This window comes from Thermoactinomyces sp. CICC 23799, from assembly GCF_016055145.1.
Classification (GTDB): Bacteria; Bacillota; Bacilli; order Thermoactinomycetales; family Thermoactinomycetaceae; genus Thermoactinomyces; species Thermoactinomyces intermedius.
This window is the reverse complement of record NZ_JAECVV010000001.1, coordinates 39,090-57,120: the sequence shown is the minus strand read 5'-3', so window position 1 is coordinate 57,120 and position 18,031 is coordinate 39,090. Positions and strand designations below refer to the sequence as shown.

Annotated in this window: 22 protein-coding genes and 1 riboswitch; of the genes, 8 read left to right on the top strand and 14 right to left on the bottom strand. The window is 51.1% G+C overall.

The annotated features are described in order from the left end of the window. Window positions 1-143: 143 nt before the first annotated feature. Both leuC and leuD read left to right on the top strand, forming a co-directional pair. Complete coding sequence (leuC, locus tag I8U21_RS00320; RefSeq protein WP_198053027.1) at window positions 144-1,583, top strand: 3-isopropylmalate dehydratase large subunit; 1,440 nt, start codon at window positions 144-146, stop codon at window positions 1,581-1,583. Next, the gene (leuD, locus tag I8U21_RS00315) at window positions 1,570-2,178 is read left to right on the top strand and encodes a 3-isopropylmalate dehydratase small subunit (RefSeq protein WP_181731155.1); all 609 of its coding nucleotides are present in this window, start codon (window positions 1,570-1,572) and stop codon (window positions 2,176-2,178) included. Before leuC ends, leuD begins: the two co-directional genes overlap by 14 nt. Before the next feature lie 46 nt (window positions 2,179-2,224). Here the strand turns inward: leuD and I8U21_RS00310 are convergent, their stop codons facing one another. After that, the gene (locus I8U21_RS00310) at window positions 2,225-2,434 is read right to left on the bottom strand and encodes a YqgQ family protein (RefSeq protein WP_181731156.1); all 210 of its coding nucleotides are present in this window, start codon (window positions 2,432-2,434) and stop codon (window positions 2,225-2,227) included. A gap of 63 nt (window positions 2,435-2,497) precedes the next feature. Here I8U21_RS00310 and I8U21_RS00305 point away from each other — a divergent pair, with 63 nt between their 5' ends. Next, on the top strand, window positions 2,498-2,878 hold the full coding sequence (locus I8U21_RS00305; RefSeq protein WP_181731157.1) for a hypothetical protein: 381 nt from the start codon (window positions 2,498-2,500) through the stop codon (window positions 2,876-2,878). Between the two features lie 15 nt (window positions 2,879-2,893). Here I8U21_RS00305 and I8U21_RS00300 read toward each other — a convergent pair whose 3' ends face one another. Then, a complete protein-coding gene (locus tag I8U21_RS00300; RefSeq protein ID WP_181731158.1) occupies window positions 2,894-3,472 on the bottom strand; it encodes a biotin transporter BioY in 579 nt (192 codons plus the stop codon). A gap of 189 nt (window positions 3,473-3,661) precedes the next feature. On the opposite strand from I8U21_RS00300, the gene I8U21_RS00295 reads away from it, so the two are divergent. Continuing rightward, window positions 3,662-4,390, top strand: a complete 729-nt coding sequence (locus I8U21_RS00295) for a S1C family serine protease (protein ID WP_037994062.1) — start codon at window positions 3,662-3,664, stop codon at window positions 4,388-4,390. A gap of 8 nt (window positions 4,391-4,398) precedes the next feature. On the opposite strand, the gene I8U21_RS00290 is transcribed toward I8U21_RS00295, so the two are convergent. The 5 genes from I8U21_RS00290 to I8U21_RS00270 form a co-directional block, all read right to left on the bottom strand. Continuing rightward, window positions 4,399-5,271: a sulfite exporter TauE/SafE family protein gene (locus I8U21_RS00290; RefSeq protein WP_181731159.1), complete on the bottom strand. Its 873-nt coding sequence runs from the start codon at window positions 5,269-5,271 to the stop codon at window positions 4,399-4,401. Between the two features lie 80 nt (window positions 5,272-5,351). Continuing rightward, complete coding sequence (gene sat / locus I8U21_RS00285; RefSeq protein ID WP_181731160.1) at window positions 5,352-6,518, bottom strand: sulfate adenylyltransferase; 1,167 nt, start codon at window positions 6,516-6,518, stop codon at window positions 5,352-5,354. 124 nt (window positions 6,519-6,642) lie between these two features. After that, window positions 6,643-7,386, bottom strand: coding sequence for a phosphoadenylyl-sulfate reductase (locus tag I8U21_RS00280; RefSeq protein WP_049720487.1), 744 nt, complete (start codon window positions 7,384-7,386; stop codon window positions 6,643-6,645). Then, window positions 7,383-7,622: a DUF3906 family protein gene (locus I8U21_RS00275; RefSeq protein WP_037994066.1), complete on the bottom strand. Its 240-nt coding sequence runs from the start codon at window positions 7,620-7,622 to the stop codon at window positions 7,383-7,385. The genes I8U21_RS00280 and I8U21_RS00275 overlap by 4 nt, the downstream gene beginning before the upstream one ends. Beyond that, a complete protein-coding gene (locus tag I8U21_RS00270; protein ID WP_198053026.1) occupies window positions 7,619-9,247 on the bottom strand; it encodes a nitrite/sulfite reductase in 1,629 nt (542 codons plus the stop codon). The genes I8U21_RS00275 and I8U21_RS00270 overlap by 4 nt, the downstream gene beginning before the upstream one ends. 87 nt (window positions 9,248-9,334) lie before the next feature. After that, window positions 9,335-9,437: riboswitch (SAM riboswitch) on the bottom strand. 237 nt (window positions 9,438-9,674) lie between these two features. Here I8U21_RS00270 and I8U21_RS00265 point away from each other — a divergent pair. After that, on the top strand, window positions 9,675-10,118 hold the full coding sequence (locus I8U21_RS00265) for a YtoQ family protein (protein WP_049720489.1): 444 nt from the start codon (window positions 9,675-9,677) through the stop codon (window positions 10,116-10,118). Between the two features lie 65 nt (window positions 10,119-10,183). On the opposite strand, the gene I8U21_RS00260 is transcribed toward I8U21_RS00265, so the two are convergent. After that, the gene (locus tag I8U21_RS00260) at window positions 10,184-10,525 is read right to left on the bottom strand and encodes a spore coat protein GerQ (protein ID WP_049720490.1); all 342 of its coding nucleotides are present in this window, start codon (window positions 10,523-10,525) and stop codon (window positions 10,184-10,186) included. Between the two features lie 17 nt (window positions 10,526-10,542). After that, window positions 10,543-10,971: a cell wall hydrolase gene (locus I8U21_RS00255; protein ID WP_049720491.1), complete on the bottom strand. Its 429-nt coding sequence runs from the start codon at window positions 10,969-10,971 to the stop codon at window positions 10,543-10,545. A 130-nt stretch (window positions 10,972-11,101) separates the two neighbouring features. Here I8U21_RS00255 and I8U21_RS00250 point away from each other — a divergent pair, with 130 nt between their 5' ends. The 3 genes from I8U21_RS00250 to I8U21_RS00240 all read left to right on the top strand — a co-directional run bounded on the left by I8U21_RS00250 (window position 11,102) and on the right by I8U21_RS00240 (window position 13,624). Then, a complete protein-coding gene (locus I8U21_RS00250) occupies window positions 11,102-11,608 on the top strand; it encodes a DUF559 domain-containing protein (protein ID WP_198053025.1) in 507 nt (168 codons plus the stop codon). A 67-nt stretch (window positions 11,609-11,675) separates the two neighbouring features. Beyond that, window positions 11,676-12,122 (top strand): VOC family protein, encoded by a 447-nt coding sequence (locus I8U21_RS00245; protein WP_181731162.1) that lies wholly within the window; start codon window positions 11,676-11,678, stop codon window positions 12,120-12,122. Between the two features lie 110 nt (window positions 12,123-12,232). Beyond that, window positions 12,233-13,624 carry an NAD-dependent succinate-semialdehyde dehydrogenase gene (locus I8U21_RS00240; RefSeq protein WP_198053024.1) on the top strand — a complete coding sequence of 464 codons (1,392 nt, stop codon included), beginning with the start codon at window positions 12,233-12,235 and terminating at the stop codon, window positions 13,622-13,624. Window positions 13,625-13,761: 137 nt separating this feature from the next. Here the strand turns inward: I8U21_RS00240 and hxlB are convergent, their stop codons facing one another. From hxlB to I8U21_RS00215, 5 genes are read right to left on the bottom strand one after another with little or no spacing between them, the layout of a single operon-like run. Further along, a complete protein-coding gene (hxlB, locus tag I8U21_RS00235; protein WP_049720495.1) occupies window positions 13,762-14,313 on the bottom strand; it encodes a 6-phospho-3-hexuloisomerase in 552 nt (183 codons plus the stop codon). A gap of 3 nt (window positions 14,314-14,316) precedes the next feature. Next, entirely contained in the window at window positions 14,317-14,949 is a 633-nt protein-coding gene (gene hxlA, locus I8U21_RS00230) for a 3-hexulose-6-phosphate synthase (protein WP_181731164.1), read from the bottom strand. Between the two features lie 31 nt (window positions 14,950-14,980). Next, window positions 14,981-16,018: a LacI family DNA-binding transcriptional regulator gene (locus I8U21_RS00225; protein WP_049720497.1), complete on the bottom strand. Its 1,038-nt coding sequence runs from the start codon at window positions 16,016-16,018 to the stop codon at window positions 14,981-14,983. Window positions 16,019-16,049: 31 nt separating this feature from the next. Continuing rightward, window positions 16,050-16,718, bottom strand: a complete 669-nt coding sequence (locus tag I8U21_RS00220; protein ID WP_049720498.1) for a bifunctional 4-hydroxy-2-oxoglutarate aldolase/2-dehydro-3-deoxy-phosphogluconate aldolase — start codon at window positions 16,716-16,718, stop codon at window positions 16,050-16,052. 13 nt (window positions 16,719-16,731) lie between these two features. Further along, window positions 16,732-18,027, bottom strand: coding sequence for an MFS transporter (locus tag I8U21_RS00215; RefSeq protein ID WP_049720499.1), 1,296 nt, complete (start codon window positions 18,025-18,027; stop codon window positions 16,732-16,734). Window positions 18,028-18,031 lie beyond the last annotated feature (4 nt).

The following is an 18,031-nucleotide window of genomic DNA, read 5'->3' as shown; positions in this document are numbered from 1 at the left end:
TATAGATGAAACAGCCGGACAAACCCGTTGTTAAAAAATTGGTTGTTGAAAGATAAATTCATTTTGTTAAAATATTCTTCAATTACCCTTTCTTTATTTCCCCGTTTCTTTGACGAGCTGAGATAAAAGATGAGGTGAGCAAATTGAGACCACGAACATTGTTTGAGAAGGTTTGGGATCGCCATGTCATTGAGCAGGAAAAAGGAAAACCCGCCATCTTGTACATCGATTTGCATTTGGTGCATGAAGTCACCTCCCCGCAAGCTTTTGAAGGATTGCGTCTTCAGGGGCGCAAAGTCCGGCGGCCGGATTTGACCGTCGCCACCATGGATCACAATGTTCCCACCACCGACCGCCATTTGCCGGTCAAAGACCCGATTTCCCAAAAACAAATGGAAACCTTGGAGAAAAACTGCAAAGAATTTGGCATTTCCCTCTTCGATCTCAATCACCAGAACCAGGGAATTGTCCATGTCATCGGTCCCGAGCTCGGGCTCACCCTGCCCGGGAAAACCATCGTATGCGGGGACAGCCACACTTCCACACACGGGGCATTCGGCGCCTTGGCATTCGGCATCGGAACCAGTGAAGTAGAACACGTCTTGGCCACGCAATGTTTGCATCAACTCAAGCCCAAAACGATGCGCATCCACTTTAACGGGGAACTTCGCCCCGGTGTCACCGCCAAAGATGCCATTCTTGCCGTGATCCGCCAAATCGGCACGGACGGAGCCACCGGCTATGTGATTGAATATACCGGCAAACCTATTGAAAAAATGTCCATGGAAGAACGGATGACGGTATGCAACATGTCCATTGAAGCGGGTGCCCGTGCCGGCATGATCGCTCCGGATGAAACCACTTTTGAATATTTGAAAGGCCGCCCTTACGCCCCCAAAGGGGAAGCCTTTGAAAAAGCGGTCCGAGAATGGCGGCAGCTGTCCAGCGATCCGGGTGCGATGTATGATGCGTACATCGAAATCGACGCCTCTTCCATCGCACCACAGGTGACCTGGGGAACCAGCCCCGGAATGGGGACGGATATCACCGAAGCCGTGCCGGATCCTTCCTCTTTCCCGACAGAGACCGAAGCCAAATCGGCCCGCCGGGCGTTGGAGTACATGGGATTGAAGCCGGGCACGCCGATGACGGAAATTGAGATTGACCAAGTATTCATCGGTTCCTGCACCAATTCACGCATTGAAGATTTGCGGGCGGCGGCCAAAGTGGTCAGAGGGTACAAAGTGGCCCCACAAGTGAAGGCCATGGTGGTTCCCGGTTCCCAACAAGTGAAACTGCAGGCAGAAAAGGAAGGATTGGACAAAATCTTTTTGGAAGCCGGGTTCGAGTGGCGCGAGTCGGGTTGCAGCATGTGCCTGGGAATGAATCCGGATATTTTGAAACCCGGCGAACGATGCGCCTCCACTTCCAACCGGAACTTCGAAGGCCGGCAGGGCCGCGGTGGCAGAACCCATTTGGTCTCCCCGGTCATGGCGGCCGCGGCAGCCATCGCCGGTCATTTTGTCGATGTGCGCAACTGGCAATACCGGGATGAGGAGGGAAAAGTCCATGCAACCACTTAAACAACACAAGGGAATCGTTTGCCCGTTGGACCGGGCCAATGTGGATACCGATGCCATCATTCCCAAACAGTTTTTAAAACGGATCGAACGGACCGGATTTGGCCGGTTCCTGTTCCACGATTGGCGGTTTACCGGTGACGGAAACCCGGATCCGGATTTTGTCCTCAACCGGCCGGAATACAAAGAATCCAGTGTACTATTGGCACGGAAAAACTTCGGATGCGGTTCTTCCCGCGAGCATGCCCCCTGGGCTCTTCAGGATTACGGGTTTCGTGTGATCATCGCGTCCAGTTTTGCGGATATTTTTTACAACAATTGTTTTAAAAACGGAATGCTTCCCGTTTCGCTTCCGGAAGAACAGGTGGACCGGCTCTTTCAAAACACCCTGGAAACAGACGGTTACACCTTGACCATCGATTTGGAAAAACAAGAAGTGCGGGATGATGCGGGGCTTTGCTTCCGCTTTGAAATTGATCCCTATCGCCGCTTCTGTTTAATGAACGGGTTGGACGACATCGGCATCACGCTGCAATATGAAAACCAAATCGCTCAATACGAAAATGAGCTTCCCTCTTATTACAGCGTGAAATCATAAGGGATTGCAAAAGGCATAGGCCGCTTGAACCAGTGGCACTATGCCTTTACTTTTCGGATTGCCGGCGCGAGAAGCGGGCGGATTGTTGAAGGAGCACCGCCATCGCTTTCTGAAACGTTTGCGGATCAATCAGGCCCATCGCCTTTAATTCCCGGACCTCTTCCATCATCAACTCCACATCCCCCAGCTGGTCCCCTGTATAAATGATGGTTCCAAATTGTTTTAACAACTGACGAACCTCAGTCATGCCACGCATCGGATGTATCCTTTCCTCTCTTGTGTTATACTGGATATAACCTCACTGAAAGAGGTGTTCTTTTTGCCTTATACAAACTTTATTCCCGTCAAACGAATGATCGGGCATTTGATCATATCCCAAAAACGGAATCATTGGGCAAGTACACTGACCACCAAAGAACTGATTTTCCAAAAACCACATTTATCCTATCACATCCTTTTAAATGATGTCATCGGCATCATTCCCTGTGAGATAAAAGGACTGCATCCGCAACCGGATCACGATGTATGGATGTCTGTGAAAAATCCGTCCCGTTACTATAAAATCTCGGTCCACAAATTGTTTGTCATCAACCGGAACGGTGTGTTCACCAACGGAGCAACGGATTTGATCGTTCCGTTAAACCATCGTTTCTTAAAACATATAGAGAAATATACAAATTTGACGATGTTATCTTCATAAAAAAAGAGCCTTTTGTCAGGCTCTTTTTTGTTGCACACTGCTTAATTGGGGCAGTGCTTTTCTCACCGCCATCACCACCGGCACGGCCAGGATCGCTTTCATCAAATCTCCCGGCATAAAAACCAACAGGGAAGAGATCCATGTAGTTTGGTTCAGTGGAAGATCAAGCACCGTAACCAGCCACGGAAACCCAATCAAATGAATCAAAATCACTCCACCGACAAGATGGGCCAATCCGATCTTCCAAGCATTGAGTGTGCCCTTTCGGATCCATCTTTCCACCATCCAACCGGTCAATCCGGCCGCAAACACCCAGCTGATGATGTAACCTCCCGTCGGGCCGGCCAAAGCGGCGATTCCGCTTTTACCCCCGCTTAAAACCGGCGCTCCGGCGATGACCAGGGCAATAAAGACAATCATGGAAATCATTCCCCGCCGGGCCCCCAGCACGGACCCCGCCAGCATCACCACAAGGGTTTGCAAGGTAATCGGAGCCGGGCCGATATGAATCGCAAAGGCCCCGCTGACCGCCAGCATGGCAACAAACATGGCCATCCATGTCATATCCCGCACCTTCAAAGCAGATCGACGCATCAGCAAACCTCATTTCGATAAATGATTTTCTACTCATTACAATAGCGATCCCTGCATTTATTGTCAACTTCATTTATCAATAAGGTTTACAATTGGCTTTTGACCGGCACTTGAGTCATCCGCCCTTCCTCCTTCCCGGCTGCAGCCATATGATATACAACCTGGCTTCGCGGATGGGGAGTGAAATGGATGCCTGATGGAAAGTTAAAAAAACAACGTCTGTCGGTCGTTTCGCCTGCACCACACCCGGCGAACATCTTTGTGCCGGTCTACCGCCGTGTCCGGAGAGGGGTGGTTTCCATCATCACCCAGGAAAAAAGCCCGGGGACTTATCTGTCGCTTCCCAGAAATTTGCTTCACCTGTTTGTCCCCGAACTGAACGATCCTCCGGCCCCTCCCAAAAACCATTTTGGTTCCGGGTTTATCATTCACCCGCAAGGCTACATTTTAACCAATGCCCATGTCATCAAAAATGCTTCACGCATTGATGTAAAGTTGGATCACTTCCAAACACCTTTCACCGGAATGCCGGTTTGGACCGATGACAAACGCGATTTGGCCGTCGTCAAAATCAAATCCCCGCGTCCGTTACCCGCATTGTCCCTGGGAACTTCCCGGGATGCCGACATCGGGGAATGGGTATTGGCGGTCGGCAACCCTTTCGGCTTGGAACACACGGTCACGGTTGGGATCATCAGCGGCAAAAACCGGCCGCTTAAAGTCGGGCGGCGTTATTATAAAAACGTGATCCAGACCGATGCCGCCATCAATCCGGGAAACAGCGGCGGCCCTTTGATCAACCTCCAGGGAAAAGTGATCGGAATGAACACACTGATCATTTATCCATCCCAATGTCTCGGATTCGCCATCCCCATGGAAGAGATCCGCCCGCATATCAAGCGCTATTTGCCCCAATGATGCCAGAGTCAAACACTGAGGGTTTGCTCCTTTTTCCCTTTGTTTTTCATATTCCAAAGCACCGAACCGGCCCACAAGACCAAAATGATTGCGTAAACCCCCCATTGTCCGGTGGAGGGAACCTTCAAAAATTTCAACACCGGGCCCACATTGACCAGAACAATGAAACCGCCGACCAACACGCCCAGCAAATGGGACGGGATCACCCGCACCAGCCATGCCGCAATCGGGGCCGCCACGACTCCGCCAATCACGATGGCTGCCACCCAGTAGGCATGAAAGGTTTCCCAACCGAGGAAGAGGAAAAATCCCAAGGAGGCGGAAACAGCCACAATAAATTCGCTGGTATCCACCGTGCCAATCACTTTTCTGGGTGTGACGGCATCTCTGGCCAACAACATAGGGGTGGTAATCGGACCCCATCCCCCGCCTCCGACAGCATCAAAAAATCCTCCCGCCAATCCGAGCGGAATCAAATAAGTATTGGATAAATTAGTTTTTTTGGCTTTCCGCGAGGAAACTGTGATATATCGACAAACAATATAAATCCCCATCAGCATTAAAAACAAAGAGATAAACGGTTTGATCCGGTCTCCCGGTATACCGCTTAAAAAAGCGGCTCCCGCAAAAGCACTGACACCTCCCGGAACAGCCAGTTTGAAGAGGATTTTTTTGTCCACATTTCCAAACCATAAATGGGACGCGCCGGAGACAGCGGTCGTCGCCACTTCCGCCAGATGAATCGAGGCCGAAGCCACTGCAGGAGCCACCCCGAAAAACAAAAGCAAAGAAGCGGAAGTTGCCCCGTAAGCCATTCCCAGCGATCCGTCAATCAACTGGGCGAAAAAACCGACAATGCCAAGAATCAGGAGTTTTTTCATAAATGCCCCCTTAAACAAGCATTCATTTTTGCAATGGATGAAAGGGGAGCGCCGCATCAGGCAAGCTCCCGCCACAAGTTCTACACCCCCACTTTATTCCGGAGCCCCTCAATTAATACTTCCACCACTTCGGGACGGGAAAATTCCGGAGGCGGCGCAATTCCTTCCGACAACATCTTTCTCACTTTCGTTCCGGAAAGAATGACATGATGTTCGTCATCATGCGGACAAGTTTTGTACGAAGCCATGCCCGCACATTTTTTACAGTAAAAGCTGTGTTCAAAAAAAAGCGGGGTGATTCCCAATTCCTCCGCCGTAAAATGGGAGAAAATTTTCTGCGCATCATAGGTGCCGTAATAATCGCCGACACCGGCATGATCCCTGCCCACGATAAAATGGGTGCAGCCGTGGTTTTTGCGCACCAAAGCATGAAGGACGGCTTCGCGGGGACCGGCATAGCGCATGGCCGCCGGGTACGCTCCCAAAAAGACCCGGTTTTCCGGATAGTAATGTTTTAAAATCACTTCATAGCTTTTCATGCGGACATCCACCGGAATATCATCCGTTTTCGTTTGTCCGACCAACGGATGCAAAAACAGTCCGTCCACCGTCTCCAAAGCCGATTTTTGAATGTACTCATGGGCACGGTGCACCGGATTTCTCGTTTGAAACCCGACCACCTTTTTCCACCCGCGCTTTTGGAAAATCTCCCGCGTTTCGGCCGGGTCGAACAGCCGGTCTTCAAACGGATATGCCGGGCGTTTTAACAGCCAGATGTCCCCGCCCAGGTTTAACGGCGATTGACTGTACAGATATCGAACCCCCGGATGGGCTTCTTCTTCCGTCTTGTAAACCAACCGGGCTTCTTCACGCAGATCGACACGGTAAAGCTCTTCCACTTGGACAACCGCAATGATGTTTTGTTCTTCATCGAGCAAGGAAACATATTCCGCCCCGGCAATCTCTTTTTCCCGTTCTTCCGGAACGGGCAAGGTCACCGGGATGCTCCAGACTGTTCCGTCCGACAGCCGCATGGTTTCACAAACCGACCGGTAGTCTTTTTCTTTTAAAAAACCGGTCAACGGCGAGAAAACCCCGGTGGCAATGCAAAACAAATCCGACACGGTGCGGTTGGAAACGGGAAGCTTCGGAAAATGCTCCGCCCGATTCAACCAAACTTGTTTTTCCTCTCCTGTCAAAACGCGGTTTACCAGCACTCCTCCATGTGGTGCGATCAAATCTCCCATGGTAATACTCCTCTCCAATCATTTTCATCGGGCCCTCTCCCCGGGGGCTTCCGGGTCAGAGTGACTGAAAAGATCCCACGGTTCGAATCGCCCCCGGCGCCAAGCGGAACGGAATGAGCAAAAATCAATTGACCGGACTGTTATGAAGCCCGCATTCGATTTTGTCGGTCCCCGACCAGCGTCCGGCACGCGGATCTTCCCCGGGACGGACCGGGCGGGTGCACGGCTGGCAGCCGATGCTTGGATACTGCCGGTCATGCAAGGAATTGTACGGAATTTGATGATCATGAATATAAGTCCAGACTTGTTTGGCGTTCCAGAAAGCCAAGGGATTCAGCTTGAGCAACCCAAACCCCTGATCCCACTCCACCACCTGCGTATGGGCACGGGTGGGGGCTTGTTCGCGCCGGATTCCGGTGATCCATCCCTGGTAGTTTTTCAACACTTTTTTCAAAGGCTCGACTTTGCGGAGCTTACAACATAAATCGGGATTTCTTTTCCACAGTTCGCCGCCGTATTTCTCCGCTTGTTCCTCCAACGTGAGTTCGGGCGAAACGCGGATGAATTCTTTTTGGTATTTCTCAGCCAGCCGGTCCCGGACTTCATAGGTTTCCTGAAAGTGCAGGTCGGTGTCGAGATAAAAAATGTCCAATTCCGGATCGACTTTTAATGCCATATCCACCAAAACCACGTCTTCATATCCGAAACTGCAAGCCAACACCAACCGGGAAACCCCCAGTTGTTCCACTCCCCAACGGATAATTTCCTGAGGATGGAAGTCTTTCAACTCTTCTGCCACGATTTTGATTTGTTCGGGATTCCATCTTTCTTCTCCACTCAATGTCGGCCAATACCGTTCCCGGGTCATTTGTCGTTCTCCTTTCTTTCGGATCCGTTTAATACATATCCGGTTCCTTGGCGAACCCTTTTTTTCTCTTCAATCACCCACTCTTTGACCGCAGGCGTTTTGATCGTGTAACGTTCCAACTCTTTTTCTGCATATTCAAAAGCTTTTTCCTCCGTCGGCGCCAGAACGATGACGTTGTAAGAACCGTCCGGTTCTTTCTCCGCCACCAAGCGGTACAGATACAATTCCCGGCTCATACAGCAGGCACCACCCGCTGGCGGATCTCATCAAACTGTTTCTGAATCGCTTCGATTCCGGCACGTTTCACAAAGTCGCCGAATTTCTCCCCTTCTTTCCGTTCGCGTTTGTAGAAAAGAATGATTTCTTTTAACACCGGCGCCACATATTCTTTGGTGACCCGTCCCTTTAACTGCGTGTTAAACTTTCCTTGTCCGTATAAATGCCCGCCGACCGAGATGGTGTAAGCTTCCACCATTCCTTGGGCCGTTTTCGCCTTCCCGCCCATGAGACCGATGTCGGCGATTTGTTGTTGCCCGCAGGAATTGGGACAACCGTTGATATGAATCCGGATGGGTTCGTCCAACCGGATCTCCTGGTCCAGAAAGTTGACCACTTCTTTCAAAAACCCTTTGGTTTCGGTCAGCGCCAGATTGCAAAATTCAATTCCCGTGCAGGAAACGGCATACCCCTCAAACGTTTTTGGAAACGGGCTCAGCCTTTTTAAGAGAGGCTCTTTCAACAGATCCTCCACTTTGTCATCCGGCACATCGGTCAGAATCACATTTTGCGTGTTGGCGGTGCGCACCGAGCCGGATCCATAGTGGTCCGCCAGATCGGCCAAACCGTCAAACTCGTCTGCCGACGTGCGCCCCAACGGAATGTTTAAACCGACATAGTTCAGCCCCGGCTGTTTTTGCGGATGAACCCCGGTGAAATAACCGGCATTCCAGCCGGCGATTTTATCTTCACCCCGGGCCGGATACTCGCCGATATACTCTTTCAAGATTTCCAAAAACTTCTCCGGCCCCCAATCTGCGACCAAAAACTTCAGGCGCGCTTTATGCCGCTTTTTCCGGTATCCGTAATCGCGGAACACTTTCGTCACGCCGACCGCCACATCGACAACCTGTTCGGGACGGACGAAAAGATCCAGCTGCTGAGCCAAATGCGGCCGGTTGGAAAGGCCTCCCCCCACCCAGACGTGGAAACCGACCGTCTCTTTGCCATCCAACTTTTTCACTGCCGGCGTAAACGACAGATCGTTGATCTGGGCATGAGCCGGATTGTAGACACTGGAGGAGACGGAAATTTTGTATTTTCTCGGCAAGTTGGAAAATTCCCGGTTTAACAGCAACTTTTCATTCAGTTTGGCAACGATGGGACGGGTGTCCACCAACTCATGCGGATCGATCCCGGCCAGCGGGTTGCCGGTAATGTTGCGGGGGCAATCACCACAAGCTTCAAAGGTGTAAAGATCGACCTCTTTCAAACGCCGGAAGATATCCGGAAGATTTTCCACCCGAATCCAATGATATTGAATCGCTTGGCGTGTCGTCACATCGATCAGCCCGCGCCCGTACTCCCTCGACAACTCAGCCACCACCCGCACTTGGCGGCTGTTTAAAATCCCGGAAGGGACACGGATGCGGATCATAAAATAGCCGTCTTTTTTCGGGCGTTGTTGATAGACTCCCGCCCACTTGAACAAAGCAAATTTTTCCTCGGGAATCGATTCAAATCCCTTTTTAGAATAAATATGAATAATCTCGTCGATAATGTCTAAACCGTCCTGCTCCAACTTTTGCAATTCGAACGGATTCAACCGGTCCGGGTTGTTTGCCCAAGGCCAATGTTTTTTCATCCCCGCTTCCACTCCTTCGTTCACCTTGAAAATAAAAAAATCCCTTTTCCATGAGGGAAAAAGGGATCGATGCCACTTGCCTTTTTCTCCTCATATTCGAACAGTGACTGTTCTCTGGATTTGGCACCAAGCCGTACGGCCGGTTGCCGAGGGTTCATCGGGCCAGTCCCTCCGCCTCTCTTTATGAGGATGTTTCTAAACCATAAATACCTATCAAATAACTATGTTTTCAATTGCTTGGGATAAGAATAACAAATTCCGCCCGTTATTGTCAACCATTTCAGAAGAATCCTTTTGTCTTGAAAAATCAAGGCTTTGAACCGCCCCGAAACCTCCTGTTCCGGGCATGCATCCCGGTTTGTCTTTTTCAAAAAACGCACTTTGATTACAATAGAAGAGATCATTCCAAAAAAGGGGGAACCGGATCATGGAACTCGTCGTCTATCTTGCCGGTCAAATTCATGATGACTGGAGGGCAAAACTGCGCCAAAAAGCCGAAGAACGGGGCTTGCCCGTCATTTTTAAAGGGCCGCAGGAAAATCACGACCGTTCGGATGACATCGGCGAACTGATCAAAGGAAAACAGCCCAATGCGGTTTACCGGGATCAAGCCGCTTCGGAACTGAACAATTTGCGCACCCGGGTATGGATGGAAAAAGCCGACATCGTCATCGCCTTGTTTGGCGAAAAATACCGGCAATGGAACACCGCAATGGATGCATCGTTGGCCATCGCTTTAAACAAGCCCCTGATTTTGGTGCGTCCGGAAAGCTTGCACCATCCGTTGAAAGAAATCAGCCAGCGGGCACAAGTGACGGTCGAAACCGTCGATCAGGCCCTGGATGCCCTGGCCTATATCTTTGAAGAATGAAACAGGAAAGGGAGGCGGTTTTCCGCCTCCCTTTTCACGCTTTTTCACACTTTTTCCGCCAGGGGTTACGACCGGGTCAGCCGGGCCGGTGTATCATCAAACACTACAAAATTCAAATTGATATTTAACAACATGACATCTTTTCCGGTTTCCTGATCCCGCAAAACAAAATAATCCCTGCCCACCTGGCGCAACACCCCGGTGAACACCCGGTTCCTCCATTCCTCGCTCCCTTCATAAGTCATATAAGCCGTCACTCGTTTTCCGATATTGCTTTGCAACAAATCTTCCGAGAATCTGCGGTCCTGTCTTTGGGGCTGCCCTTGTTCCGGTTGTTGTCTCTGACTGACCTGCGCGTCGGAATAAAACGGGTATGGAGCATGATATGGATAAGACCAATACACCATTTGTCTCCCTCCAGTTCTTAATATTGATAAACAGCAGGACAATCCGAAGCATCAGGAATATAAAAACAGTGGCTTTTATATCTTCCGGAATGCGTCTGATTAAACCAGGTTGCCGGACATTCCCCTGTCGGCCGGAAAAACCACAAGGCCCGTTTGGCGGGATCAAAACGCTGGCCCTGAATGGCCTTTCGGGCCAACCGGATATCCTGCTGGCGGGCCGGTTGATAAAAATACGGCATTTGCACGGCTTCAAAACCGCCGGGGGATTGGAAAACCATCTGTTGAAGATTGCGGATCCCCTCAAAATCGAGACAGTTGGCAATCACCCGGTTGACACCCACATTGCCAACCAGTAACATCCCCATTTGCCCGTCCCCTTCCGCTTCCGCCCGCATCAACCTGGCCAACAGCTTGACATGCGATTCCGGCGCCTGAATAACCGCCATACCATCCCCCCTGAGACCAACATATGCCCCCCTGCTCAAAAAAAGAACCGGCCAATTCTTTTGAAAATTGGAAATATCTTTTGGAAAGAACACTTCTTTTGGTGTATTCTGAATATAGGAGGTGACCGGCTTGCTTCCCCTGTTCAACAACCGAACCGACGGCTGTCGCCAACTTTCCTGGAAGTTTCGGAAGTTACGCCGCAAGTGGCGTCATCACTGGTTGTGCATCCCCTTTTTCATCCCTGTCTGGATTTACGAACAAGTCCGGCTGAGGTTCTTCCCGTTTATCCATTTCCAACTCCTCCACACTTGCAATCCTTGGGAACGGAAACTGTTTTACGCGCTTTATTCCAAATTCGGGCGTGACGTCAAAATCCACTATCCCATTCACCGCCATCGGGTGGCAATCGCCATCCCCAAATACAAACTGGCTTTGGAATGCGACGGGGACACGGTGATCCGTCCCAAAAAACAACTCCGCTTTCAAACAAAAAAACATGATCTGGGAAAGCAAGGCTGGAAAGTGATGCGCTTTTCACGCCGTCGCCTGTCCGGGCAAATGGACCAGGTCATCCGCGAAATTACAGAATATACAGATATCATGAAAAGAAGAAAATCACCTGGTCAATTCACCTGACAAGCATCCGGTCCGCGGGGACGGAAAACAGGGTCCCGGACGGCTTTTCACAAGGAGGGAAACTTTTATGATTCAAGGCTTGTATGAAGTTCATTTTCAAGTGGAAGATTTGGACCGTTCTGTCGAATTTTATCAAAGACTTGGGCTGACTCCGGCCTGGAGAAATGACAGTGTCGCTTTTCTGTGGATTGAACCTGAAAAAAGCTGGCTGGGCCTCTGGCAAAAGCCCGGCGGGAACCATGTATTTGCCAAACATATCGCCTTTCGCATCCACTTTGAGGATATGCCCGAAGCCATCCGCTGGCTCAAGGAAAAAGGGATCGAACCGGTAAAAGACGGGCGTTTTGAACCGGTCGAGCCCGTGGTGCGCCCGTTTCAAAGAAATGCTTCTTTGTATTTTGAAGATCCGGACGGCCATAATCTGGAACTGATCTGCACCATCCCCGATGACATTTCCCCGGATCTTCCGAAAATGTATTGGAGCGAATGGGAAAAACTCCGCGCAAAAAAATAAACCTCCCGCTGAAACGGCGAAACCCCCTTAAAAATCGACAAGCTTGCACCGGCTGATATCATAGAAGAAGAACCCCCGACCCCGTCCAAAAAAAGGAGGAAAGCAAAAAGATGTCCGAGATGATTGAAGTAAAAAATCCTGCCACCGGGGAATTGATCCAAAAAGTAAAAGCCCATACCGAAGAGGAAATCACCAGAGCCATCCGGAAAGGACACGAAAGTTTTTCCGCTTGGTCCAAAACCAATGCCCATGAGCGCTCCCGCTTGCTCCGGGTATGGTCGGATCGCATTCAAAAAAACAAGGAAAACATCGCGCGGATCATGACGCTGGAAAGCGGAAAACCGCTGACCGAATCCCTCGCGGAGGTCGACTATGCCGTCAGTTATATTGATTGGTACGCCGAAGAAGCCAAACGGCTGTACGGCCGGACCATCCCCGCCCACACCGGATCGAAACGGATTATCGTCACTCGTCAACCCGTCGGGCTGGTGGCGGCCATCACGCCTTGGAATTTTCCCGCGGCCATGATGACCAGAAAAGCCGCACCCGCCTTGGCAGCCGGCTGTACGTTTATTGTGAAACCGGCGGAAGAAACGCCGCTGACCACCATGGAACTGGTTAAACTGGCCCATGAAGCCGGCATACCGGAAGGGGTCATCCAATATGTCAACGGGTTGGGGCCTTTCGTCGGCAAACTCTTTACGGACAGCCCCCTGATTCAAAAAATCTCTTTTACCGGCTCCACTGAAGTCGGAAAGTTGCTGATGAAAAACAGCGCCGCCACCGTCAAACGCATTTCCATGGAACTGGGCGGCCATGCTCCCGTCATTGTGGCCGAAGATGCCGACCTTGATCTTGCCGTCCGGCAAACCATCCTTTCCAAATTCCGAAACGCCGGGCAAACCTGCATTTGCGCCAACCGCCTGCTGGTCCACGAAAGCATCGCCGAAGCCTTCTCCCAAAAGTTGGCGAACAGCGTGCGGAAATTAAAAGTCGGAAACGGCTTGAACCCAGAGACCGACGTCGGTCCGGTCATCAACAAAAAAAGCTTTGACAAAATCATGGAACAAATCGAAGATGCCCTCCAAAAGGGCGCACGCGTGTTGTGCGGAAACACTTACCAAGCCGACCGCGAAAAAGGATATTTTTTTGTCGCTCCGACCATCCTCGGCCAAGCCGGCCTTGACATGAAAATCATGCAGGAAGAAACATTCGGACCGGTTCTTCCCATCCTGTCCTTCAAAAGCCTGGAAGAAGCCGTGGAGATTGCCAACAGCACCCCTTACGGCCTGGCCGCTTATTTCTTCACCAATGATTACCGCACCGGCATTTACTTGAATGAACACTTGGACTTCGGCATTATCGGTTGGAACGACGGAGCGCCGTCTGCCGCACACGCCCCGTTTGGTGGAATGAAAGAAAGCGGCATCGGCCGGGAAGGCGGCTTGGAAGGAATGGAACCGTATTTGGAGACAAAGTACTTATCCATCGGGAATCTGTAAAAGGTCCGCAAAAAAGCCGATTGATTGTTCTTGATCAATCGGCTTTCAGCATGGCGCTTTCTTGAATCGCTCCCGTTCTCATCAAAAAACAAAGAGAACCGAAGAAACAGATGGTCTGTCTCCGGTTCCCCGTTTTATCATGATTCCAAATTGCTGTGGCGGCGGACCGCTTCGTCATGATTCACTTCCTTCAGCCTTCCATATTCCAGGCATACGGCATCCAACAAGATATGGACACTTTGGTCAAACAGCGACCCCAGAGGTTGAATGGTTTTCCATTCATTGGCGCGCCGGTGTTTGGTTGCCGCCGGAACACGGAGGATCTTCACGGCCGTTTGTGCAAGAGGGGACGCCTCATCGGTCGTCACGGCAATCACCTTGCACCCGATGGATTTGGCTTTCTCCGCCGTCCAAACCACTTGGCGGGTGGTTCCCGATCCTGAAACGGCAACCAGCCAGTCTCCTGCTTCAACGGATGGCGTAATCGTTTCGCCTGCCACATACACCTTGGCACCCAAATGCATCAACCGCATGGCAAACGATTTGGCCATCAATCCGGAGCGTCCTTCCCCCACGACAAAGATCCGCCCCGCCTTTTGCAATGCCGCGGCGGTTTCTTTGATCTCTTCTTCTTTCACCTGCCCGATCACCGCTTCCACTTCTCTTAAAATGGCTTGAGCTGTCGACATGGCTTATTCCCCCTTTTCAATGGCTTGTTTCAACTGTCTGGCCGCCTCTTTTGGATTCTCCGCTTTGGTGATGGCGGTACCGACAATCACCACCGAAGGATGGAAAGACTTTCTCACCTTCTCCAAGGAACTTAGCGTAATTCCGCCTGCTGCCGCCCATTTCACCGGCTTCTCCGACGAAACCGCCGCACACTTTTTCCATACAGGCCGCACCCCTTCTTCTTGCTCATCCTTGCTCACATGCACGCAAAAAACGGCCTCGTCATATTTTAATAACTCTCTCACTTGATCTTCTGATACGTTCAACAAATCAATCATCACCGTTTTGCCATGGCGGCGTGCCACGTCCATGCAGGTCTCGATGGTAACCGGCGGCGCCACCCCCATGACAGTGGCCGCATCGGCCCCGGCTTCAAATGCCTTTTCAAATTCATAACGGGCATTGTCCATCGTTTTGGTGTCCGCCACCACCGGCTTGTCGGGAAAAGTCCGCTTCAATTCCCGGACTCCCGCCATTCCAAATTCCTTGATAATGGAAGTCCCCACTTCAATCCAATCGGTGAATTCTTCCGTTTCCCCGGCCAACCGGACTGCTTCGGGGATACTCATCCGATCCAACGCAAGTTGCAGTATCATCCTCCGGTCTCCTTTCCCTCTGCATGAACATTCATTTCCTCTCCGGATCAACACGATTGCCGGGAAGTGCCGGGCCGGCAGGCGGATTTGCCTGAACCATCCGGCTCGGAAAAACATATTCCTCCGGCTCCGGCTTCCCGCCATTTATTTGTTCAAACAACAATTCCGCAGCCTTTCTTCCCATCTCAGCTGCCGGTTGCTCGATAAACGTGATGGGGTGGTCCATCAACCGGGCAAACGGAATATTGTCAAAAACGACCAGATCCACCTCTTCCCCGAGCACGAGCCCTTTTTCTTTTATAAATTCCATGACGGCCAGAAACATCCGGTCATTCCCGGCAAACAAAGCAGTCGGCCGCTCTTTGGAAGCAAAAAGGCTTTCCAGCCGGCTTTTCACCTCATCCACCGGGGATTCGACGATATAGTCGGGATCCACGGGCAAACCGGCATCCTCCATGGCTTTTCGGTAACCTTCCAATCTGCCTTTTCTGGTGCTTACCATCAGTGGCTGCACGACAAAAGCAATTCGTTGGTGCCCTTGTCCGATCAACTGTTTGATCGCTTGGCAAGTGGCCGCGGCATTATCGGTCACCACCGAATAAGCATGATCCAACCCGGTCTGGCGATCCACGAAAACCACCGGATAGCCTTCCCGGACCATCTGTTCATACAAATCCCGATTCTTTCCGGTCGGAAAGATAATCATGCCATCCACTTGCTTTGCCCTCAGCATTTCAATATACCGTCGTTCCTGATCCGGCTGGTCATCCGCATTGCAAACAATCGCGTGCAAATCATGATCCCGGCAAAAATCTTCAATTGCACGAATGATTCCGGTGGAAAAATAATGAAGGATATTCGCTACAATAATCGCAATCATTGAAGTGCGCTTTTGTTTTAGACTCCTGGCAATGAAATTGGGTTGATAACCCAGTTTTTCAATGGCTTCTTCGATTCTTTTTTTTGTGTTTTCCCCCATGTATTCAAAGCGCTTGTTTAAAAATTGCGAAACGGTGCTCTTGGAAACACCCGCTTCTTTGGCGACATCCGCCATGGTCACTTTCTTCATTGCTGTTCCCTCTTTCAATCGTTCGATGACTTTATTGTAGCGACTCCTTTTCCTTTTTCCCAGCTTCAATCCGTTCCGACTGCACCGCGGCCATCAGCTTTTCGGCCTGTTTTGTCACTTCCCGCAAATATTCGTCCGTCAATGCCCGTGACGGATCGACGAGGGACGATCCCACCCCGACGGCCACCGCACCGGCCCGGATGTAATCTTTGGCGTTCGTTTGGTCAATGCCGCCGGTCGGCATGAGCGGAATGTGGGGCAAAGGAGCCGAAATGCTTTTTAAATAGCCCGGTCCGGCAATCCCTGCCGGAAACACTTTCACCACATCCGCCCCCTGTTCAAACGCATGTAAAATTTCCGTTGGGGTGAATGCTCCCGGCACACTGATCACCCCGTACCGTTTCGCCATTTGAATGATCTTTTCATTCACCGTCGGCGAAACAATGAATCGGGCTCCCGCCAAGATGGCCAGACGTGCGGTTTCGGCATCGAGAACGGTTCCGGCCCCGACCAGCATTGCATCGCCAAACACCTCGCATGCTTTTTCAAGCACGGACAGCGCTTGCGGGGTTTCCATCGTGATTTCAAGCGCGGTCACGCCTCCGTCCAGCAACGCTTGGCCGATTTTTACCGCCGATTCCACAGAAGCCCCGCGGACAACGGCAACCACCGATCTTTTTTTGATTTCTTCCGCTCCCATGACAACTCCCCCTTTATCCTTCTTCCGACGCATAAACAACATCCGGGCGGCGGCCGGAAAGCTTGTCCTTTCGGGCTGCACGGACCGCCCAAAGTGTGAGGGCCGCGGCCAAAAGCAAAGATCCCGCCATGAAGATATAGGAAGCACCAAATCCTCCCGTCACACCGTTTAAATACCCGACCACATAAGCGCCGACAAACGACCCCAAGGCTCCCATGCTGTTGATCAGTGCCATCGCTCCCCCCGCCACATTTCTGGGGAGAATTTCCGGAATAATTGCAAAGAACGGTCCGTACGGGGCATACATCGCGCCGCCGGCAATCACCAGCAGGATGAAAGAAAGCAAGAAGTGGTCGGTTCCCAAGGCATATGAAAGGTAAAAAGCGACGGCGCCAACCAGTAAAAACGGCCACACAAACGCACTGCGATTTAACATTTTGTCAGAGAAGTATGAAGCCAGAAGCATCATGGCCGTGGCCAGGATGTAAGGGACAGACGACAACCAACCGGTCTCCACCAGCCCCATGTCCGGCGCGGCTTTGATGATTGACGGCAGCCACATTACAAATCCATACACGCCGATACTCCACAAAGCATATTGGATGCTGAGCAAAATCACCGGCTTGGATCGAAACGCCTCCCGGTAATTTTTAACCGGTTTTAAATCCTCCTGTTCCTTTTGTAACCGTTGATTCAATTCCCCTTTTTGTTGTCCGGTCAGCCAACGGGCCTCCCCGGGTTTATCTTCCACAACGCACCACCACACAAAGGCCCATAAAACGGCGGGAATCCCTTCCAAAACAAACATCCAACGCCAGCCGAACGCTTCCAACAGATAGCCGGAAACAATGGACATCCACAGCACCGTGACCGGATTTCCCAAGATCAAAAATGTATTGGCGCGGGAACGCTCTTCTTTGGTGAACCAGTGGCTCAAGAAGACAAGCATCGCCGGCATTACAGCGCTTTCAACCACTCCCAAAGCAAACCGGATGACAAATAATAAAGAAAGATTGCTGACCAGTCCGGTCAAGGAAGCCAACAAGCCCCATAAAATCAACGACCAGAAAATCAACCTTTTGGCACTTTTCTTTTCCGCATAATGCGCGCCGGGAATTTGGAAAAAGAAATACCCCAGAAAGAACAGGGCACCGAGCAAGGAGGAAGTGCCTTCCGTAATGTTCAGATCTTCCGCCAAACCGCCGGCGGCCCCAAATCCATAATTGGCACGGTCCAGATAAGCAAGACTGTAAGTGATAAAAACAACGGGAATCAAACGCATCCATCTTTGATCGGCCCAAGTTTTCATGTGA